General features: G+C 62.6%; 23 protein-coding genes. 1 reads left to right on the top strand and 22 read right to left on the bottom strand.

What is annotated here, in order from left to right; genetic code table 11:
• Positions 1-2: 2 nt before the first annotated feature.
• The 22 genes from NA8A_RS19935 to NA8A_RS19835 form a co-directional block, all read right to left on the bottom strand.
• Positions 3-674: a response regulator transcription factor gene (locus NA8A_RS19935; protein ID WP_009452193.1), complete on the bottom strand. Its 672-nt coding sequence runs from the start codon at positions 672-674 to the stop codon at positions 3-5.
• 61 nt (positions 675-735) lie between these two features.
• A complete protein-coding gene (locus tag NA8A_RS19930) occupies positions 736-1032 on the bottom strand; it encodes a hypothetical protein (protein WP_009452192.1) in 297 nt (98 codons plus the stop codon).
• Between the two features lie 109 nt (positions 1033-1141).
• Positions 1142-1348 (bottom strand): hypothetical protein, encoded by a 207-nt coding sequence (locus tag NA8A_RS19925; protein WP_009452191.1) that lies wholly within the window; start codon positions 1346-1348, stop codon positions 1142-1144.
• 29 nt (positions 1349-1377) lie between these two features.
• Positions 1378-5376, bottom strand: a complete 3999-nt coding sequence (locus tag NA8A_RS19920) for a baseplate multidomain protein megatron (protein WP_009452190.1) — start codon at positions 5374-5376, stop codon at positions 1378-1380.
• An 87-nt stretch (positions 5377-5463) separates the two neighbouring features.
• On the bottom strand, positions 5464-5925 hold the full coding sequence (locus tag NA8A_RS19915) for an NlpC/P60 family protein (protein ID WP_009452189.1): 462 nt from the start codon (positions 5923-5925) through the stop codon (positions 5464-5466).
• On the bottom strand, positions 5922-6815 hold the full coding sequence (locus tag NA8A_RS19910) for a DUF2163 domain-containing protein (RefSeq protein ID WP_009452188.1): 894 nt from the start codon (positions 6813-6815) through the stop codon (positions 5922-5924). Before NA8A_RS19910 ends, NA8A_RS19915 begins: the two co-directional genes overlap by 4 nt.
• Positions 6812-7453, bottom strand: coding sequence for a DUF2460 domain-containing protein (locus tag NA8A_RS19905; RefSeq protein ID WP_009452187.1), 642 nt, complete (start codon positions 7451-7453; stop codon positions 6812-6814). Before NA8A_RS19905 ends, NA8A_RS19910 begins: the two co-directional genes overlap by 4 nt.
• 14 nt (positions 7454-7467) lie before the next feature.
• On the bottom strand, positions 7468-8034 hold the full coding sequence (locus NA8A_RS19900; RefSeq protein WP_009452186.1) for a phage tail tape measure protein: 567 nt from the start codon (positions 8032-8034) through the stop codon (positions 7468-7470).
• Positions 8027-8272: a rcc01693 family protein gene (locus NA8A_RS19895; protein ID WP_009452185.1), complete on the bottom strand. Its 246-nt coding sequence runs from the start codon at positions 8270-8272 to the stop codon at positions 8027-8029. Before NA8A_RS19895 ends, NA8A_RS19900 begins: the two co-directional genes overlap by 8 nt.
• Positions 8269-8637: a gene transfer agent family protein gene (locus NA8A_RS19890; RefSeq protein WP_009452184.1), complete on the bottom strand. Its 369-nt coding sequence runs from the start codon at positions 8635-8637 to the stop codon at positions 8269-8271. Before NA8A_RS19890 ends, NA8A_RS19895 begins: the two co-directional genes overlap by 4 nt.
• The gene (locus tag NA8A_RS19885) at positions 8634-9050 is read right to left on the bottom strand and encodes a phage major tail protein, TP901-1 family (RefSeq protein WP_009452183.1); all 417 of its coding nucleotides are present in this window, start codon (positions 9048-9050) and stop codon (positions 8634-8636) included. The genes NA8A_RS19890 and NA8A_RS19885 overlap by 4 nt, the downstream gene beginning before the upstream one ends.
• Before the next feature lie 28 nt (positions 9051-9078).
• Positions 9079-9483 carry a DUF3168 domain-containing protein gene (locus NA8A_RS19880; RefSeq protein WP_009452182.1) on the bottom strand — a complete coding sequence of 135 codons (405 nt, stop codon included), beginning with the start codon at positions 9481-9483 and terminating at the stop codon, positions 9079-9081.
• Positions 9467-9610: a hypothetical protein gene (locus NA8A_RS25175; RefSeq protein WP_157174154.1), complete on the bottom strand. Its 144-nt coding sequence runs from the start codon at positions 9608-9610 to the stop codon at positions 9467-9469. The genes NA8A_RS19880 and NA8A_RS25175 overlap by 17 nt, the downstream gene beginning before the upstream one ends.
• Before the next feature lie 8 nt (positions 9611-9618).
• Entirely contained in the window at positions 9619-9954 is a 336-nt protein-coding gene (locus tag NA8A_RS19875; RefSeq protein WP_009452181.1) for a phage head closure protein, read from the bottom strand.
• Positions 9954-10526 (bottom strand): head-tail connector protein, encoded by a 573-nt coding sequence (locus NA8A_RS19870; RefSeq protein WP_009452180.1) that lies wholly within the window; start codon positions 10524-10526, stop codon positions 9954-9956. The genes NA8A_RS19875 and NA8A_RS19870 overlap by 1 nt, the downstream gene beginning before the upstream one ends.
• 122 nt (positions 10527-10648) lie before the next feature.
• A complete protein-coding gene (locus tag NA8A_RS19865; RefSeq protein WP_040673207.1) occupies positions 10649-11905 on the bottom strand; it encodes a phage major capsid protein in 1257 nt (418 codons plus the stop codon).
• Between the two features lie 93 nt (positions 11906-11998).
• A complete protein-coding gene (locus NA8A_RS19860) occupies positions 11999-12667 on the bottom strand; it encodes an HK97 family phage prohead protease (protein WP_143087969.1) in 669 nt (222 codons plus the stop codon).
• Between the two features lie 23 nt (positions 12668-12690).
• A complete protein-coding gene (locus NA8A_RS19855) occupies positions 12691-13053 on the bottom strand; it encodes a DUF6107 family protein (RefSeq protein WP_009452177.1) in 363 nt (120 codons plus the stop codon).
• A 231-nt stretch (positions 13054-13284) separates the two neighbouring features.
• Complete coding sequence (locus NA8A_RS25300; RefSeq protein WP_009452176.1) at positions 13285-13479, bottom strand: hypothetical protein; 195 nt, start codon at positions 13477-13479, stop codon at positions 13285-13287.
• 5 nt (positions 13480-13484) lie between these two features.
• Entirely contained in the window at positions 13485-14663 is a 1179-nt protein-coding gene (locus tag NA8A_RS19845) for a phage portal protein (RefSeq protein WP_009452175.1), read from the bottom strand.
• Positions 14664-14833: 170 nt separating this feature from the next.
• Positions 14834-16150, bottom strand: coding sequence for a DNA-packaging protein (locus NA8A_RS19840; RefSeq protein ID WP_081581977.1), 1317 nt, complete (start codon positions 16148-16150; stop codon positions 14834-14836).
• Positions 16062-16568 (bottom strand): hypothetical protein, encoded by a 507-nt coding sequence (locus NA8A_RS19835; protein ID WP_009452173.1) that lies wholly within the window; start codon positions 16566-16568, stop codon positions 16062-16064. The genes NA8A_RS19840 and NA8A_RS19835 overlap by 89 nt, the downstream gene beginning before the upstream one ends.
• A gap of 316 nt (positions 16569-16884) precedes the next feature.
• Between NA8A_RS19835 and NA8A_RS19830 the strand changes: the two genes are divergently transcribed.
• Entirely contained in the window at positions 16885-19032 is a 2148-nt protein-coding gene (locus NA8A_RS19830) for a transglycosylase domain-containing protein (protein ID WP_040673205.1), read from the top strand.
• The last annotated feature ends 65 nt before the right edge of the window (positions 19033-19097 follow it).

Genomic DNA, 19097 nt, shown 5'->3' with positions numbered 1-19097 from the left:
TCCTATTCGCCGCCGGGATCGCGCAGCCTGTAGCCCATGCCACGGACGGTCTCGATCAGGTCTGCATCGCCCAGCTTCTTGCGCAGGCGTCCGACAAAGACCTCGATCGTGTTGGAATCCCGGTCGAAATCCTGATCGTAGAGATGCTCTACCAGCTCCGTGCGGGAGACCACCGCGTCGCGATGATGCATGAGATAAGCAAGCAACCGGTATTCATGCGAGGTGAGCTTCAGCGGCACACCGTTGACATCGGCCTTTGAGGATTTGGTGTCGAGGCGCACCGGGCCACAGCGCAATTCAGGCGATGCATGGCCGGCAGCCCGCCGGATCAGCGCGCGCAAACGCGCCAGCACTTCCTCGATATGGAAAGGCTTGGTCACATAATCGTCGGCGCCGGCATCGATACCGGAAACCTTGTCACTCCACCGGTCGCGTGCCGTCAAAATCAGGACCGGCATGTTGCGGTCATCCTGGCGCCAGCGCTCCAGAACACTGATTCCGTCCATCTGCGGCAGGCCGATGTCGAGTATCACCGCATCATAAGGCTCCGTATCGCCAAGGAAATGTCCTTCCTCGCCATCGAAGGCGGTGTCGACCACGTAACCCGCATCGCTCAGCGCATCGGTGATCTGGCGGTTGAGGTCCTTATCGTCCTCGACAACAAGTATGCGCATCCATCCCCCGTTCCAGCTGATCCGCTCAATACAGGGCGCCGCTCGCCATCCGCAATCGCGGTCAGTTGGCCGGCACCACGAATTCGGCGCGCTTCGGGCGCTGCCCATTGTTTCCCGGAATGACGATGACAACACGGCAGACGGTTTGCCCGCCGCGATTTTCCGCCGTAGCCTGCACAAGCTGGCCGCCCTGCTGGGCGGCAACCCGCGCGCCGACCGAATAGCAGTCCGCGCCACCTTGTGCGAGCAGAAGCGGCTTGCCGGCTGCATCCGCCAGAGCGTTCCCCGGAAGGGAAAAGGCCAGCGAAAACGCCAGAAGCGCAATCTGCCCGGTTCTATGTGCAAGTAGCCTCAACATGCCAACGGGTTTAGCTCAGCGCGGCTGAATAGGAAATGAACAATTTGATTGTCGGTTATGCGGGAGGGGACGGAAGGGTTCCTTGCAAACGCTGCCGTCCCCTTCAGCTTCACAAGATACGGCTTTTTGCTGCCACACGCCCGAAAATGGCGATGAGACCGGAAATAGCCGAGATCGCACTCAACATGCCTTCCGAAACAGCTCCGCTGTCGATCTCATCGACCTGATAGCCGAGAATACCTGCAGCGGCCGTTGCTATGGTTACCATCGAGGCCCAGATGGTGCGGGACAGATACCAAGGTTTGCTGTCGGTCATTTCAGGTCCTTTCCTGTTTAAAGAGAGTGTCAGACTTCAAGGAAAATGCGCGCGGGAAGCCCCGCTCCAACTGCTGCGCTCTTTTGCGCGACAGTCACTTCGACGCGGCTTCCCGCCGCCGGAAAATCACCTGCCAGCAAATCGGCATCGTAGATCCAGAAGGGCTCCTCAACCGCTACGCTGCGCAGCGGAACACCCGCGGCGGATGCGACATCGATCCGATAGGCCTCGCGATCTTCCGAAATCGGCGTTTCCGAGACTTCCCAGGCATCGGCGTCGATCCGTTCCCGCCTGACCCAGGAGAATACCCAATCACCATTGGGCCTTCGGCGCGCCCGCAAATGCACCGGCGACAGAGGTCGCTGAGCGCGGACCCCGCCGCTCGTACTGAATTGCAGAAACCGGTCGCTTCCCGTTTCCTCTCCCGCAGGCCCAATCCGCCAGTTGCGCGGCAGGCCGATTTCACCCACCCCCAATCCTGCTGGGCGCACCGCATGATCGAGCAGCACGAAACCCGCCCCTTGAGGCGCGCCCGCCAGCATCGCATCGCCGGTGCCCGCCTGGCCGCGCAACAGCCCGGTGAGGCGCCAAAGCGACGGCTCCACTTCCTCAGCTGTTGCAAACTGCACCACCTCCCAAATCCCAACCGCAGAGAAAACAGCCGCGGCATTGCCCCCACCCAGCACATGCATTCGAGACAGGCTCTGCAACTCCCCCTGCAACAGCTGCACGAGGATCGAGGCCTTGTGGTCGAACCGCCCCTCGAACCCCACGCCGAGCGCCTCGCGAAGAAAGCCCATCGTGGCAGGTCGCGCGAGCGTCGTGCGCAGATCGAAACCGTCATCGTCAGGTGAAGACAGAACCACCTGCTGCCGCCAGGGACTGGCCCGCGCCGCGATCTTCAATCCCTCCTCAGGCATTTGCATGCCGGCAAGCCAGGGCAGATCCATCATCAGTGCAAAGGGCCTTGCCGCGATCTCCGCCTTCGTGCCCACGGGAGAACGTTCTACGATGGCGGAAGGCGGCGCGGCGCGCTTCACACGCTGTGCCTTGATCGCACGGACAATCCCCTCCTCGATCTCCGTCACGACATATTCGGCACCGCGCTCGTCTTCTGGCAGACGCAGGAGCGATCCAGGATGAATACCGCGCTCGGTCATGGCGGTCGCAAAGGAAATCCGTTCGCGCCCCACCCATTGACGACGCAGCCATTCTTCTGCCTGTGCGCCGGCGACAGAGGCGGTCAGCACACCGGGAAAACTCAAAAAGCTACGCTTCTTTCCCCTGGCCCCCGAATGCCGTGCCAGAGACGTGGCCGATTGATGCTCCTTCATCTGATCGCGAAAATCGACATGCAGCTCGGCGGACAGAAGATGATCGGGCTCACGAATCCGCTCGACAACGGGTGCATCCGGGGCAAGCACAAGATCGCGGGCGATCGGTGCTGCACCCACATGACGCCCCAGGCTGTAGAATGCCAACTCGCCCGCCGTCTCGCGCGCTCCGATCCCGAACAGGTCAAGCAGAGGTTCAAGTGCGGCGCGCGCCGTGGAGGGATTGGAAACCACATAGCCGGCAACCGTCCCGTCCGCCATCTGCGTATCGGCAGAGGGAATTCCATGGTCCGCCAGAACAGCATCGATCAGGTCGGCGGCGGTCGTCCCGTTCACACGGCCGTTCAGCCAGTGACCACAGGCCCAATTGTCACCGTCCCCCCAAAGGTCGCTTCTGAGCGGGAAGGCAGGAAACGGCCTCGCGTCCCAAGCCCATATCGCGATATTTTCGGGCTGCACCATCGGCCCGCCATACACTTCCGAAACCGGGTTTTCAGGGCCGGCTTGCCCCCAATGAGCATAATGCGCCTGTAGAAACCGATGCTGCGCTAGGTCGGAGCGGCTACCATTGGAAAAATACGGCAAGGTCCCTTCCGAGGACTTCCGGTCGGGAAAGGCATTCGGCTGGTTGGGGCCTTTATCCACCGCTGCGCATCCAAGCTCGGTGAAAATCACCGGCTTGGAGCGTGGCACCCAGGCGGTCGGAGCCCCGGCCTCGATCCCGCCGTGACGATTATAGTGCGGATTGGACCACCACCCGGCCAGATCCTTGTAACGGAAGACCCAGTGCTTGCCGTAGGCGTCGTCCGATATCGGGCTCCTCAGCCGCAAAGCGCGATCCCCAGCGCTCGCGTAGTACCATTCGAAACCCTCGCCCGACGATAGCGCCGCCTCCAGACCTTCGGCATCGTAGGGGCCTGAAAACCCGTCAGGATTGCCGCCCGCGCAATCCTCGTCGCGCCAATCGGAGAGTGGCATATAGTTGTCGATGCCGATAACATCGATCTCAGGATCGGCCCAAAGTTCATCCAGATGGAAGAGGACATCGCCACTGCCATCTGTGGGCTGATGCCCGAAATACTCTGTCCAGTCAGCCGCATATGTGATGATCGTTCGCGGGCCCAGCGCCTCGCGCACCTCACCTGCCATGCGACGCAACGCCTCCACAAATGGGAATTTGCCCTTTTCATCCCGTAGCACGGTCAATCCGCGCAGTTCCGAGCCGATCAGGAATCCGTCGACGCCACCCGCCGCCGCCGCAAGACGAGCATAATGCAGGAGGAAACGCCGGTATCCCCAATCGTCCGGCGCGCCCTGAAACTCGACCGTGACATCAGTCTCGAACAGGCCAAGCGGCCCCCCGGTCCCGTCTGAGAACTCAAACTGCGACGGTTGTGCGTTCCCAAGAAACGCTGAAATCTGATTGCGGGCGGCGTTGGTTTTGTCGGCGCTGCCCGGTCTGCCGATGGCAGGAAAGCATGTTACGCGCCCACGCCATGGATAAGCGGGCTGTACCGCCTCTCCTCCCGGATCGGGCAATCCGTTACCTTCTGGAATATCCATCATTACAAAGGGATAAAGCCAGACTTTCAGATTTCGATTCCGGATGGCACGGATCGCCTCCAGCACCGTCTTGTCGGAAGGCGTGCCCCCATAGGCAGCCCCCGAAGAGGTCGTTGATACCGTCTGCGCCTCATATCGCCTGTTCCCGGAAACCACCCACGGGGCCGAGTGCTCACCTTCAAGCCAGGGCGAGAACAGCATGGCGGGAATACCCATTTTCCCCCACCACTCTTCCCACATCTCAGGAAAGTTCCGCTTGCCCGGTGTGGCTACCATGGGTTTGATCCGGCATTCCCCGGCCCGCAAATCCGTTCCGAACCAGGAGACGACCAGCGAAACCGTTTCGAGATTGGGAAACAGCATCTGCAATTCATCGAGCGAAGCTTCGAGATCGCTTGCCGCAAGCAGGGTGTTGCGATTGACGACAGTCTCCTCCCCCGGTGCCGTCGCGACATCGACCGGTGTCGGCGACAGACCATATTCGGTCGCCCCGGGTATCAGGGCGACCGAACGTATCTGCTTGTGCAGCGTGCCGACCGGCCGCATCACCTCGAACTGGAACTGCGGTATGCGGCGTCCGTAATCGTCGATGGGAATACGGTCGATGACCACATAGGCTGTACCGCGATAGGCGGGCGTGTTGCCCACGCCTTGCTTCGCCTCGATCAGTGGATCAGTAAGCTGCTCTTCGCTCCCGTTATGGACACGGATTTCCACCTTGGTGCGGTCGATCTCACGCCCGTCCGCCCATATCCGCCGAACGCCGGCGATCTCGCCTTCGCACAGTGCAAATGCGGCATTGGCGAAATAGCTGTAGGTCGTGTATTTCGGCCCCCCTTTCAGTCCCTGCCGCTCCGTCCTGCTCGTTTCCTCGAAACGCGTCGCCCAGATCAGCGTTCCGCCCGTGCGCACGGTCCCATAAAGGCGGGGGAGAGGTGCGCCATCCTCGGCCGAAAACGGCCGGGCGGCGGCTAGGCGCGGCCCCTCGTAATGCTGGGAACCGCTCAACAGCGCACGGTCGATCATATAACCGGCCATCGCACCGGCGGCGGTCCCCAGCGTTGCGCCCACGGGACCAAGGAAGCCGCCGAACAACGCACCGGCGGCGACCTGCAATACAATTGTCGCCATGATTGCACTCCGCAACAGCGCCCTTGCTTCGGCGAAGTGCCGAGCAGGAGCGCTCCAAAACTATGAATTCAGAGACCTTTTGCGCTTTCAGGCAGCAGGCAATGGCGGAAAGGCGAAGACACCCGCGATGCGTCGCCTCCATTGCGGGACGAGCGCCGAAACGGTGACTTCCATTCCCTGATAGGCATGAACGAAAGCACATCCAGCAGTCATGATGCCCACATGCTTTGCTGGAAGATGCGGCCGCCAGCGCAACAGGATGAGATGTCCCTGCGCCAGCCCTGCGATATCCACCTCTCGGCAATGCCGGCGTGCGGCCTGAAGCAGGCGATCCTCGCCTGTCGTCTCCGTCCAGTCCGCGCTATAAGGACCCGGATCCTCCGGTTCTGCGCCATACAGGTCGCGCCATACCCCGCGCATCAATCCAAGGCAGTCGCACCCCACGCCCTTGCGGCTCGCCTGATGGCGGTAGGGCGTTCCGACCCACTCCAGCGCCTCGGATACGACCCTTTGCGCCAAGGCCCATTCGGTATCCGCAATGTCATTCATGGCACCAGCACCCCACCGTCGAAATGCCCGCCTTCATTGACATAGCCATAGGCCGCATCGTCGCCCGGCAAATGCGGAAAGCCGCGAAAATTCACGCCATTGGAGAATTTTTCTCGACAGCTGGAAAAGCTCTTGTCGCAGCCCGCAACGATGCGGAAAGTGTCCCCGACCCGAACCGGTAGCGTTCCTTCTCTCCAGAGCGAGAGCCGCGCCGTGCCTCCGCTTTGGGCAAGATGTCCCGTCACCCTTTCGCTTCTGCCGCTCGCATCCCCAGAACTCCAGGTCAGTAAGCCGTTCGCGAACCAGCCGTCGGCAAAATCTCCAAGCCCTTCGACGCTCACAAGATCGCCCTCATCCTGTCCTGTCAGCGTTCCCATCCCGACATAGGCGGCCCCTTCCAGAACCATTCCGCACCGGCTGTCGCCAAGTTCCGCGTCGCAATGGCGGCGCACCGTCTTTCCGTTGGGCTGATCGAGGGCCTGCGTCAGGCTTTCCAGTTCGGCGACGAAACTGCCGTCGCGGCGCGTCACCTTGCCGATCACGGCCACCCTCAGGCAGCTAAACTGCGCTGGGTCGTTCCAGTTGACGAGAAAGGTCTCGATCCGCGCTGCGTCATAAAGACCCGAGCCGATATCCTCCTCGCGGATATCGGCGGCCGAAAGCGCACCCTCGACGTCGACGGTATCGACCGACAGCCCGAACGTGCTCTTCGCCTCGCTCGCCGAAAAGCCCGTGCTGGGCTCGAACCGTGTGGCGTCGCAGACGATAACGCGGTCATGATCGGTAAAGCCCATCACCTTGCCGTCCGCACGTGTCAGCCGCCAGCACTGGCAGAGGGTAGTCACCTCGCCCGCGAGATGCGCGGCAAAGCCGTCGCTGATGTCCGTCATAGGAGAATCTCCACAAGTGGAATTGCCGGTATCTGTCCGGCCTTGAACGCTGCAAGGCTCACCGACAGGCGTTCCGTATCAAACCGCACCGGCACATCGAATTCGAAGCCGGCGGTAATCGATGCCCCCGCTGGCGGAGCGGCCCCAGGCGGAAACGCGATTTCCCCCGTCTCCCCATCGAGCGTGAACCCCGCCCCTTCTGCGATCTCCACCCCATCCACACCCACCCGGACCGACCCCGCCACCGGTTTCGCGATCTGCCTAAACATCGGGTCCGGTTCCTCGCCATACCGCTTCATCAACGCGAAACGGACCGTCTCCCCGTCTCCCGTCGCGACCGGCTGGTCGAGAATGGAAGGCATCGCCGACGGCTTGCAGGACTTCATGTCGAAGGGATCGCGGAAACGGAACCCGTGCAACGAACCCCGCCGTGCCTCGAAGAAGGTCAAGACCTCATACAGATCATCGAGGGAGCGCAGCCCCGTTCCCGCGTCATAATAGCGGCGCGCATCGGCCTGGCGTGCGTTGCGCTTCTCGCGGCCCGACACCAGTTGCACGATCTCGTTGCGCCGCTCAGGCCCGCCCGTCGCGCCGAAGGATACCGCGACAGGAAAACGCACGTCGTGAAAGCTCTCCATGACCAGTCAGCCCTTCACATGCGCCGCGCGCCACGCGTCACCGCGCGGGCGAGCATGCCGGTGATCTGCGCCTCGGACTTGCGGAAGGAAGCTGCGTCCGGCGTCGACACATTGAACACCACGGTCGCGGCGGGGGCCCCGCCATTCATGGCAACCCCCAGCCGCCCGTCCGCGCCGCGTTGCAATGGCAGGATCGCCTCCGCACCCGCCTCTCCCATCAGGCCCATATTGCCGCCCATCGGAAAATAGGTTGGAGCCGAAACGACGCCTCCATTGGCAAACGGCATCACCGAGCCCGGCACACCGCCCTTGGCAAAGGGCAGCGCCCCGCCGAAGAGTCCCGAAAAGAGTGACGACCCCAAAGCGCTCAACGGTTGCAAGGCCTGCGACAGCGCCATACCGGCCAGATTGAGGCCGATATTGCGCAACACGTCCTCGAACGATTTGCCGCTCACCACCGCGCTCTTCAGCGCACCGGTCATCTGCCGGCCAAAGTCATCGGCCAGCCCCTTCAGGTCGTTCAGGGCCGTCTCGAAGGGCTTCGTGTCGGCTCTGATTTCGAATGTCACATCCTCAGCCACGCTCTTCTCCTTCTTTTGCCTGTTCCTGCGGCGGGTCGGGGAAATGCCGCATCATCTCGTCGAGCTCTCTGCGACCGGGCGCTGTCCCTCCCCCTTCCCGGGCAGCGCCCAGCAGAACCGCAAGTTCGCGTGGCGTCAGTGCCCAGAAGGCGGCCGGTGGAAGCCGCAGCAGGCCAAGGCCGAATGCCATCACCTCCCGCCAGGGGAACGGACGGCGCTCGCCTGCTGCGGCATTCAAGGGTTTGGCGTGGAAGGCTCCCGCGCCGCGTCCCTATTCTCTTCTCCGAAAGTCGCGGCAAGAAGGGCGGCAACGATCTGTGCGTAACCGGCAGCCCCACCATCGCAGCGCATCAGGCCAAGCTCCTCATCGCTTACGCCATGCCCGCCGCCCCGCAATCCCGCCGCGATGATCCTCATCATGTCGCGCGCCGAAAGCCGGCCCACCGAAAACCGCTCGACGAGCTGAGCGAGATCGTCCGCCGCAAAGGCGTCCTCCAGTTCGGCCAGAGCGCCAAGCGTCAGGCACAGCCTGTATTCCATTCCGTCAAGCCTGGCCGACACCTCGCCGCGTCGACGGTTCACCCCATTCACCGTTCCACTCATGCCGCACCCGTGAAGCTGATTGCGCCGGCCGATTCCAGCGCCATTTCGAAGGTGACTTCGCCGTCATGGCTGCCGCCATATTCGAGCGCGGTAATCTGGAAGGGGCCCTCCACCGTGCCGAAGCCGGGCAAGACCACCTGCCAGAAAACGATGTCGCCGGCGAAGAACCGGGCGCGGATCGCCGCGTCCGACGCGCTGTCCTTGAAGATGCCCGAACCGCTCAGGCCGGCGCGTTGCACGCCGCTTCCCGCCAGAAGTTCGCGCCAGCGACCGGCCGAATCCGCGTCCGTCACATCTACCGTTTCACTGTTGAAAGCGAGGCGCTTGGCGCGCAGTCCCGCCACTGTCGTGAAATCCCCCGCCCCGCTCATGTCGAGCTTGAGCAGAAGGTCCTTACCCTTCTTCGCCACCATCGAAATTCTCCAGTTTTCTGAACTGTCGTCATGCGGGTTCGATCACGGCACGAAAACGCATGAGCCCGTGATGCGCGCCGAGATCGTCGTCGAAGCGAATTTCCGCGCTTTCCTGGCGAAGGTTCACCAGATTGAACCCATTCATCGCAGGCTCCATCTCCACCAACGCCTTGCGCACCGCTTCGATCAGCACCAGCGCCTCTGCCTTGCCCTTGGCGCCAGACCAGATATTGAGCGTGAAGAAATGTTCGCTGCCCTGTTCGGTATCCGTGCTCCAGTCATGGATGCTCGACGGACCGAAGGTCACATAGGGATAGGCGGTACGCATGGGCGTCAGATCGTGAAACTTCGCTCCTCCAAGCGCTTGAACGAGCGGCGCGTGGTCGGAAAGTGCTGAAAGAATGGCTTTTTGCAGTTCAAGTGCTGCCTGCATCACCCTTCTCCACATTCGTGCGCAAACGCCTCGCGCGCTCCTTCTGTTTCTCAATCGCCGCCTGCTCGACCGTCCGGTGCGCAAGCCGACGCAGGGTGCGCACCATGTCGTCAAGGGTGGTTTTCATGGATATCTTCACCGTCCTTCCTCCCTTACCCGGCAAACCAGATACCGGCCCGTCTCGTCTGGATCGTAGGCATTCAGGATCGCGAAGTTCCTGCCGGAGCGGGCAAGCTGCATGCCGCTGCGCACATCGTTGCGAAAACGCATCGTGATGCGGTGCGTCACGGTCTCATGGTCCTGTCCGGCTCCGAAAAATGCACCGGGGCTCACCGGTTCGATCATGGCGAGCAGGCTTGCGACCTCACGCCAGCTTTCGGTGAATCCGCCGGCGCCATCCGATACCGCAAGCGGTTCCTCGAGCCGCATTTCCGTTCGAAATGCGCCCGGATCGATGAACTGGATGCGCATCAGAGCCTCGGCATGCGGAAAGCGTCGATGAGCCGCTGAAAGCCCTGCGGCAGCGAAACCGGCTGGTCTGCGACGCCATATTGGGCGCGAAACTCGTACCAATGTCCCGTGAGCATCAGAATTGCCCGGCGCAGAAGGTCCGGCACATCGGTGCCCGCTTCGCCATATCCGGCCGAAAAATCGATCTCGATGCCATTCAGTGCCTGCCCCGGCTCCAACGGTCTGCGCGAAAAGTGCAGTCTTGCCGGCAACGAGACAGAATCGAGCAAATAGGTGGCCGGATCGATCACGGATCCCGCGCCATCGGCATCGAACAGCGTCACGGCGAGAACCGCCTTTACGGGCGTGCGCCGCAGAAAAACCGTATCCTGCGGCGGCCAATCATCGAGCACCAGTCGCCAGGCCTGGTCGATCAGGGCCTGCCCCGTTGCCCTCTCCACCTCCTGGCGGGCGGCGCGGATCAGCCCTTCGATCAGTCCGTCCTCCTGCGTGTGATCGATCCTCAGATGCGCTTTCACCTCGGAAAGCGTCACCGGCTCGACCGCTGGATCGAGCATTCGGAAAAGCGTCATAAAGCAACCCCTTGGCGGAAAATGAAACGGCCCCGGAAATCCGGGGCCGTGATTAAGCTCGCAATGCCGCTATCGGCGTCGGGCAATGCCGCTATCGGCATCGGGCAGTGCCGCTATCGGCGTCAGGCGGTGCCGAATTTGAGAAGCTTCGCCGCCTCGAAATCCTGGATGCCGCCGCCCACGCGCTTGGTCGTGTAGAACAGCACATAGGGCTTCGCCGAATAGGGGTCGCGCAGGACCCGAACGCCCATGCGATCCACGATCAGGTAGAAGCGGCGGAAATCGCCGAAGGCGATGGGCGTCGTGTCCGCACCGATGTCGGGCATGTCCTCCGCCTCCACAAGCGGGAACCCCATCAGCATGGCGCGGCTGCCGGGGCTTGCCGGCGGCTGCCACATATAATTGCCGTCGGCATCCTTCAGCTTGCGCAGCGTCGCCTGTGTCTTGCGGTTCATGACCCAGCTCGCATTCTGACGGTAGCCGGCCTTCAGCGCATAGACGAGATCAACCAGCACGTCGGAAGAATCCGTTGCAGGGAGTTCTCCGCTTACTCCCGTCAGAGTGTAGCCGACCTTCCCCCAGCTCCAGCCCGTATCGTCCACCTGGGTGTAATTGAGAAAGCCCTTCGGCTTGTTCACGCCATTGCCGTTGACGAAGGCAGCGCCTTCCTGTTCGGCGAAGGCTGTCTCCACCTCGCTGGCGATCCACTGGTCCAGATCGATGACGCTGTCATCCAGAAGAGCCGCGGTCGCCGCAGGCATGGCATAAAGTTCCGCCGTCGGAAATTGCAGTTCATCGAGCGTGCTTGCAGCCGTTTCCGGCCGTGCCGCCGTTTCGGCCACCCAGCCCACGGAAGGACCGCTGACCGCGAAGGGCTTTTTAAGAACCGCACTGGAGACCTGCCGCACCGAAGCAATGGAGCGGATCGGCGACAGATCCGCAAGCCGGGCACCAATCGCCGCTTCCGTTTCGTCGGGCACAAGATAGCCGCCATCCGGGCCTGAGCCGTAGGACAAGGATTTTTCCTCCAGCGCCCGTAGGCTGCGCTCGTCGCCGGAGCGCATATAGGCATCGAAGGCCTGTTTGCGTTCCAGGTCCGCAAAGCTCGTACCGCCTTCGCGCCCAAGCGTCGGACGCACCTTCTTCAACGCCAGCCCGTCGATTGCCTGCTTCTGCGTGTCGAGGGCGCGCGAGATGCGCTCCACCTTCTCAACCGTCACCGGATCGGCGCCACGCCTCTCCAATTGGCTGAGCTTTTCATCATTGGCCTCCTTGAAAGCCTCGAACGAGGTCATGAACTCCTCGAATGCCGCCGTCAGATCGCCTTGGTCCGGTGCCGCCTTCACCTCCGGCGCGTGCATTTCATTGTGTGCCGTCATTGGCTTCAATCCCTTGAGCATTTTGTTTCCGCGCAACTGCTGAAAACATGAAGATGGAGCACCATTTGCGCATCCGATCGGACGCATGGTGCTCTAATCGCTGAACATGCAGGCTGCCCGGCGGATCAAAGCCGCCAGCTGCCCGTTTGCGTTTTCACCCGGCGCGGCATCCCGCTCGCGCGACAAAGCTGCAAAGCCCTTGGCGATCACCACCCGGGCCTCGCGTCGCGTCAGCCCCGCATCCCGCGTCAGCCAACGCTCGAATTCGCGCGCCGTGGGCAGCGGCACGCCGTTTCGAACAGTCTTCACCGTGTCCACACGCGCCTCCGGCAACATGGGAAAGGTGACGACCGAAATCTCCCACAAATCGGCCTCCAGGATGCGCCGCACCCCGGTTTTGGCCTCTGTTCGCGCCCTTACGGTGCGAAAGCCTATGGAAAGCCCGTCGAGAGCGTGGTCGCGCATCAGCTCCCGCACCTCGCGTGCCTTGGCGACACCAAGCGCCAACCGGCCGCGCACGAAGAGACCACGCGCATCCTCCCGCACCTCCTCCCAGACGCCGATAGGCTCGGCCGGGTCGTGCTGGAACAGCATGCGGATGCCCCCGGCACCGCGCCGCTCGATGGAACGGGCAAATGCGCCCCGCTCCACCGCATCACGCCCCAGGTCCACCCGACCGAAAAGGCTCGCATAGCCGGAAAAAGTGCCGTCGGTTTCCACCGCCTCGATGTCGAGCCCGGCAAATTTGCGCTCTTCGGGCATCACCGCCTCGCATGCTTGCATCGCTAAATGCCTTTCTGTTGGTGAGGTTCGCGGATCTGCGCGCGGCCAGCGCCGCGTTCGGCTGCGCGCGTGTGGAAATAGCGCAGCAAGAGACCGATGGCGCTCCAGGCGCACAGGCTCGCCGCCGCCGCCCCCATCAGCATGATCTCGGCGGGTCCGAGCTTTGCCGTCAGGCCCAGCTGTTCGGAGAGCTTCAGTCCGGTCGCACCGCCGAAAATCATCCCGCAAACGACACCGACCGCGAAACGAATGGCGGCATCGCGCCGGTGCTTAGGCAGGATATAGGCGAGCGAGATAGCGGAGCCGGCCACAGCGCCAGCCCCCTTGGCGAGCCATATCCAGCCCGCCTGGGTCAGATCGGTCATTGGAGAATCCTCGTATGTGGAATTTTGCCTTAGGGCATTTTGCAGTCAGACGGGATCATCTGACGTCCGTATAAATGCGGAAAACAAGGAGCTGGAACGGGACAGCGTTTCCATGAAACGATGAACAGCTCTAACGGACTTCTCAGTCAGGCAAACTGGCCGGACTAAACAGATGCCTTACATTTCCGCACGTCCATTCGGATGCGCATAGGACGCTGTAAGCCGTTGAGTTTACGAATTGTTCTTTCCGAAAACCGAGATGTCAAACAGCTTGTAGAGCCTGCCATCAGCATCGTTCAATCCTTGGATATTCCATCTCGGGTTGTGTTTCAGCGCTCGTTCGAGGCGTCCGGCGGCGGTCAGCAAACGGAACCAGGCCGCCTCGCCGCGAGGGCGCACGGCAAGACGCGGGGCTTCAGACATCATGGCCCCTACCGCTCGCCTCCAGGAGCGTATCCGACAGCCTCGCGCTTCTCGTCGTCGGTCAGGAAGTCGGCTGCCGCGAGCCTCTTCCACAGCGCCTCGCGCTCCGCCGACAGCCCCTCCATGGCGTCCGCGTCGTACCAAAGCCGCAACTCGCCTCCGAAGACCGGCTTGAGCCAGGCCGAAAGCTCCTTCGCCACCCGCCCCACCATCGGCAGCACGGTCAGGCGATAGAAGGCCCGGTTCGCCTCCTGATAGTTCGCATAGGTGTTGTCGCCGGGAATGCCGAGCAGCATGGGCGGCACGCCGAGCGCCAGCGCGATGTCGCGCGCCGCCCCGTTCTTCGCCGCCATGAAGTCCATGTCGCGCGGCGACAGGCTCATCGCCTTCCAGTCGAGCCCGCCTTCCAGAAGCAAGGGGCGGCCGGCCCGTGCCGCGCCCGCATAGCCCTGCTCCAGTTCCGCCTTCAGCCGGTCGAACTGGTCTTCCGAGAGATTGCCGCCCTCCTTCGGCGCATAGACCAGCGCGCCGGAGGGCCGCGCAGAATTGTCAAGCAGCGCCTTGTTCCAGCGCGCCGCCTGGTTGTGCGTGTCGAGCGCCATCAGCGCGGCACCCAGCGGCGCGAATCCGTAATGATCGTCGAGCGGGTGGAACAGGCCGAGCTGGAGGGCAGCCCCCGTTTCCAGCGCCACGCGCTCACGCGCCTTGCCCTCGCGGTAGTCGAGCGCCACCGGCCAGCCGCCGCCATCGGCCACCACCGTCACCCGGTCGGGACGCAGAAGATGCAGTTCACGCGTTCCCGTGCCTGTTTCCAGCATCTGAATATAGGCGTTTCCAGCCAGGAGCAGATGACCGTACAGCGCCTCCATGAAGCTGCTTCCGGCCTGTCTCTGGTTGGGCCGGGCCATCAGGTCGAGAACTGGATGTCTGTCATGTTCGCGCGCACCTTCGTAGAGCAGCCACGGCACTGCGCCCGCAGCCTCCGCCACCAGCCGCACGGCGCGGTGGGCGACCGGGTTCCTCATGAACCCCTCGCGCCCCAGCGCCGCGTAGTCACGCTGCGACCAGCGCGCTTCCGCCTCGCGATGCAGCGCGACGAAGCCGCCCGCACCCGTCGCCTTCGTCTCCTCCGGCGCGCGCACGCCCGCGCCCTGCGGACGTTTCGTCCAAGGCCAGTTCCAAGCCATGTCTTTTTCCCGTTGAAACAAGCTGTAATCGGCGTCCCGCGACGCCGCAACGTTGTGAACCCGGCAGCTAAAGCGTGTCGCGATCTTTCAGATTCGCTCCGTACGCTTCAGGTCTTCGTTTTTCCGCATTTATGCGGACGTCAGGTGTAACCACCTGACTGAAAAATGTTCTAACCGAGATTCCTGATGCGCGGTTCGCGCACGCGTCCGAGCATCAGCTCGGTCAAAGCCCAGACGAGCGCATCCACCCGGTCCGGCGAATGCCCTCCCGACAGGCCGTCGAGGCCAAAATCGCACATTTCGTCCTCCAGCTCGGGGAAGCGCCCCGCATGGCGCACCCGCCCCTGCTCGTAGAGGGCCGCGACCGGCTCGGCGCGCAGCCACTTGCCGCGCGTAGCGCGCACCGGCTTCACCGGCACAGTCGCGTCGACCGTGGCGATCACCGCCGCCACCATGTCGCCACCCTGGTTCACTTCCGCCACCAGGCAATCCGCCCCGAACCGGTGATAGAGTGCCACGGCGGCCGTAGCCCATTCACGCGGCGTAACCGCCTTCACCGTCCCGTCATGCAAAACGACACCGCTTCCACCGGCCTCTGTCCCCGCCACCACGATGCCACAGGCATCAGAGGTTCGGCGCGCCGCCGCTGGCGGATCCACGGCCACCACGATGCGGGCAAGCCCCTCCGGCGCAGTTTCTTGCACCTCGCCATCGAACATAGCTCGCGTCCACAGCGCGTCAGGCCGATCCTCAATCAGCTCGCCATCCAGTTCCTGACGGCCGAGCCGCGTTCCGCCATAGCGCCGTTCCATGGCGCGCAGAAAACCTGCCGCCAGGTTCTTCTGGTTCTCAGCGGTGCGCATGCGCGTCACCGTCACCTGCGGATCGTTCATCAGCCGCCGCACCAGCGGCGTCGGGCGGGGTGTCGTCGTCAGAAGCTGCAAAGGCAGTGCTCCGAGCCGCAGACCGAATTGCAGCATGTCGAAGGCAAGGTCGGCGTTGCGCCATTTTGCCAGTTCATCGCACCAGGCCGCATCGAATTGCGGCCCGCGCAAACCATCCGGATCCTCCGCCGAAAAAAGCTGCGCCACCGCCCCATTGTCCCAGATGATCCGCCGCCGGCTGGGCTCGAACCGCGGCCGGTGCCGACGAACGATGGAAAGAATGCCTGAAGGCCCCTCCACCATCACCTCGCGCGCGTCGATCAGCGTTTCCCCCACCAGCGCGATCCGGCCATAGCGATTGCCCCGGGCGAAGGGGGGAAAGCCCCGCACCAGCGCATTCACCCATTCCGCTCCAAGCCGCGTCTTCCCAGCACCCCGCCCCCCGGTCACCAGCCAGGTGTCGAATATCGGCAGCAAGGGATATTGCGAGAGCCGCGCCCTGCCGAGCCATTCCTCATCGATCGACGGCGCCAGGCGATGCGGCAGGTTCGCTCCTGCCCATCCCCTCAACGAGGTCTTTTGCAAGTTCGCGGGCAAGTTCATGGGCAAGCCCGAGGATGCGCGCGTCGATCCGTTCCAGTGCGGCGGCCATTTCTTCATCGCTCTTCGTCTGTTCCTCGCCCGCGCGTTCGGGGCCCCTCGCCGTCTCGCCGATCTTTTCCACCATGCGCAGCATGGCCGAAAGCGCGTCGATGCGCGCCTTGTCATAGACCCCGCTGCGCTCGCCCTCGCTGCCGGCCTTCTCCAGTTCGCCGATCAGCCGGTCGGAGAGCTGCATTAGGCGCCGATCCATGTCGGCGCCACCCATCTGCCTGGGCGGTGCCCAGCCCTGCTTGTCGCTCAGCTTGCGCAGGCTCGCCTCAGAGCGCCGCGCCGCACGAGCCAGCAGCGCGAGCGTCGCCGGCGCACCCTCGAAAAGCGCACGCAAAGCCACGAGGCTCGAAGAAACAGCTTCGACCATCAAAGTCCCGAATTGTGAATGAAAATCGCCACCCGGGCCGCCGGCCGCATCTGTGTGACGATGCCTGAACACTATCAAACCGCCGTTACGGTGTCAAGAATATTTTCCTAAAATAATTCTCCACCTCCCCCGAAGAGGGGAGGCAGAATAAATATTCTTGCCTAAACCCCGAAAATCCTGAAGATTCTCCCGCACATTCCGTTAAGCCGTTGCATGTATTCTGCTATCCCCTTTGAAAGAAGGGCCACCTTTCAGAACGCATTTCCGGGGCGGAGTGCTGGGTGGGCCAGCTTGTGGGGGCTGGACGGGTGTTTTGGTGAAGAAGTCACGTCAAAAGAAAGAAATCAGGGCGCCCCGCGCAACGCGTTTTCTCGCGTTCGACGCCTGGATCGACTCTACCCTTTATGAGGCCGGTTTCAAGATTTCCGACTGGTGGGAACGCATCACCATCTTTTCCCGCCGCTTTCGTGTTTACGGCTTCAAACGCGCCATCGTCGAAGTGTTGAGCGAAGGCTTCACCATGGGGGCTGCCGGTTCGGTCGTCATGCTCGCTCTCGCCATGCCTGCCTTCATCGAAACCCAGGGCAACTGGAGTGCCCAGGACGATTACGCCGTGACCTTTCTCGACCGCTTCGGCAACGAGATCGGCCAGCGCGGCATCATTCAGCGCGACGCCGTGCCGGTGGACGAGATTCCCGACCACGTCATCAAGGCAATTCTCGCCACGGAAGACCGCCGCTTCTTCGAGCATTACGGCATCGATTTTCTCGGCCTCGCCCGCGCGCTGACTGAAAATGTCCGCGCCAACTCGGTTGTACAGGGCGGTTCTACCCTCACCCAGCAGCTGGCCAAGAACCTGTTTCTCAGCAATGAGCGAACGCTTGAGCGCAAGGTGAAGGAGGCTTTCCTCTCTGTCTGGCTGGAGATGAACCTCTCCAAAAAGCAGATCCTGCAATACTATCTCGATCGTTCCTATCTGGGCGGCGGCACCTTCGGCATCGCGGCGGCGGCGGATTTCTATTTCGATAAGAGCGTCGAGGATCTGTCACTTCCGGAAGCTGCGATGATCGCCGGTCTTTTCAAGGCGCCGGCCCGTTACGCCCCCCACGTCAACCTGCCGGCAGCGCGCGCCCGCGCAAACGAGGTTCTCACCAATATGGTGCAGGCAGGCTTCATGACCGAGGGGCAGGTTCTGTCGGCACGTCTTCACCCAGCTACCGCCGTCGACCGGGCAGGCACCGATACACCCGACTATTTCCTCGACTGGGCCTTCGAGGAGGTGAAGCGGATCGCGCCGCGGGGGTCCACCCATTCCCTCGTGGCGCGAACCACGCTGGACCCAAACCTGCAGAAGGCGGCGGAAGAATCTCTTGAATTCCACCTGCGCCAATATGGTAAGGATTACGACGTCTCCGAAGGCGCCATCGTGCTCATGGATACCGATGGCGCGGTCCGGGCGATTGTCGGCGGTCGGGATTACGGCGCCAGCCAGTTCAATCGCGCCACCAAGGCAGAACGGCAGACGGGTTCGTCCTTCAAACCTTATGTCTATGCGGTTGCAATGGAAAACGGCTTCAAGCCAGACTCCGTCATTTCCGATGGCCCCATTTCCTGGGGCAACTGGTCGCCACGCAATTACGGTCGCGGCTATGCCGGTCGCGTCACCCTCACCACGGCTCTCATCCGCTCCTACAATACGGTCCCGGTGCGGCTGGCGCGCGATCATCTGGGTATTGATCCCATCGTTGCCTTGGTGAAATCCTTCGGCATCGAATCCAAGCTTAACGGTCACAAGACGATGGTGCTCGGCACCTCCGGCATGACCACGCTCGACCAGGCCACCGGCTTCTCTGTATTTGCCAATGGCGGACTTGCGGGCACGCGCTTCGGCATCGCCCAGCTCAGCACCCATTCGGGCGATCTCATCTATGACAAGGCGCGCGATGCCCCGCCGCCCCATCGCGTCCTGTCCGAACAGGCAGCCGCGTCGATGAACCAGATGCTCATTCAGGTGCCCGAACATGGAACCGGCCGCCGGGCCGCCCTTCCCATGGTGCGCTCCGCCGGCAAGACCGGTACCACCCAGTCCTATCGTGACGCCTGGTATGTGGGTTACACCGGGAATTACGTAGCCGCCGTATGGCTCGGCAATGACGATTTTCATCCCTCGCGTCGTATGACCGGCGGGTCGCTTCCTGCCATGGTCTGGCAAAGGCTCATGACTTATGCCCACCAGAATGTGGAGCTGAAACCAATGCCTGGCATCGAAGGGCCGATGCGTATCGAGAATGGCAAGTCGGGCAGCGACGAAGTGGCCCAGGATGGTGCGGGGAGCGGAACTGACGCACTGCCGCTTGCTCTTTCGGCTCGCATGGCCACCTTCCTGCGAGGTTTGTCCACTGACTTCGAAGAAGCGCCAGCAATCAAGGCTCCGACCAAGATTGAAACGCTGTCGGCGCTGTGACCTGCAGACACCGCCTCAAACCTCTTGAACCGGCGGGGGCTGCCGGAGTATCCCAATCGGCGTCT

This window comes from Nitratireductor indicus C115 (genome assembly GCF_000300515.1).
GTDB classification, from domain to species: Bacteria; Pseudomonadota; Alphaproteobacteria; order Rhizobiales; family Rhizobiaceae; genus Nitratireductor; species Nitratireductor indicus.
Note: the sequence above shows the minus strand (reverse complement) of the source record. Positions and strands in the feature narration are given on the sequence as shown.

Excerpts from the sequence above, each read along its gene's own strand:
- NA8A_RS19905 (WP_009452187.1), bottom strand. The coding sequence starts at position 7,453 with ATGGAGAGCTTTCACGACGTGCGTTTTCCTGTCGCGGTATCCTTCGGC.
- NA8A_RS19920 (WP_009452190.1), bottom strand. The coding sequence starts at position 5,376 with ATGGCGACAATTGTATTGCAGGTCGCCGCCGGTGCGTTGTTCGGCGGC.
- NA8A_RS19855 (WP_009452177.1), bottom strand. The coding sequence starts at position 13,053 with ATGACCGATCTGACCCAGGCGGGCTGGATATGGCTCGCCAAGGGGGCT.
- NA8A_RS19845 (WP_009452175.1), bottom strand. The coding sequence starts at position 14,663 with ATGGCTTGGAACTGGCCTTGGACGAAACGTCCGCAGGGCGCGGGCGTG.
- NA8A_RS19870 (WP_009452180.1), bottom strand. The coding sequence starts at position 10,526 with ATGACGCTTTTCCGAATGCTCGATCCAGCGGTCGAGCCGGTGACGCTT.
- NA8A_RS19875 (WP_009452181.1), bottom strand. The coding sequence starts at position 9,954 with ATGCGCATCCAGTTCATCGATCCGGGCGCATTTCGAACGGAAATGCGG.
- NA8A_RS19935 (WP_009452193.1), bottom strand. The coding sequence starts at position 674 with ATGCGCATACTTGTTGTCGAGGACGATAAGGACCTCAACCGCCAGATC.
- NA8A_RS19840 (WP_081581977.1), bottom strand. The coding sequence starts at position 16,150 with ATGAACTTGCCCGCGAACTTGCAAAAGACCTCGTTGAGGGGATGGGCA.
- NA8A_RS19930 (WP_009452192.1), bottom strand. The coding sequence starts at position 1,032 with ATGTTGAGGCTACTTGCACATAGAACCGGGCAGATTGCGCTTCTGGCG.
- NA8A_RS19860 (WP_143087969.1), bottom strand. The coding sequence starts at position 12,667 with ATGCCCGAAGAGCGCAAATTTGCCGGGCTCGACATCGAGGCGGTGGAA.
- NA8A_RS19835 (WP_009452173.1), bottom strand. The coding sequence starts at position 16,568 with ATGGTCGAAGCTGTTTCTTCGAGCCTCGTGGCTTTGCGTGCGCTTTTC.
- NA8A_RS19880 (WP_009452182.1), bottom strand. The coding sequence starts at position 9,483 with ATGCAGGCAGCACTTGAACTGCAAAAAGCCATTCTTTCAGCACTTTCC.
- NA8A_RS25300 (WP_009452176.1), bottom strand. The coding sequence starts at position 13,479 with ATGATGTCTGAAGCCCCGCGTCTTGCCGTGCGCCCTCGCGGCGAGGCG.
- NA8A_RS19915 (WP_009452189.1), bottom strand. The coding sequence starts at position 5,925 with ATGAATGACATTGCGGATACCGAATGGGCCTTGGCGCAAAGGGTCGTA.
- NA8A_RS19925 (WP_009452191.1), bottom strand. The coding sequence starts at position 1,348 with ATGACCGACAGCAAACCTTGGTATCTGTCCCGCACCATCTGGGCCTCG.
- NA8A_RS25175 (WP_157174154.1), bottom strand. The coding sequence starts at position 9,610 with ATGAAAACCACCCTTGACGACATGGTGCGCACCCTGCGTCGGCTTGCG.
- NA8A_RS19890 (WP_009452184.1), bottom strand. The coding sequence starts at position 8,637 with ATGAGTGGAACGGTGAATGGGGTGAACCGTCGACGCGGCGAGGTGTCG.
- NA8A_RS19865 (WP_040673207.1), bottom strand. The coding sequence starts at position 11,905 with ATGACGGCACACAATGAAATGCACGCGCCGGAGGTGAAGGCGGCACCG.
- NA8A_RS19910 (WP_009452188.1), bottom strand. The coding sequence starts at position 6,815 with ATGACGGACATCAGCGACGGCTTTGCCGCGCATCTCGCGGGCGAGGTG.
- NA8A_RS19885 (WP_009452183.1), bottom strand. The coding sequence starts at position 9,050 with ATGGTGGCGAAGAAGGGTAAGGACCTTCTGCTCAAGCTCGACATGAGC.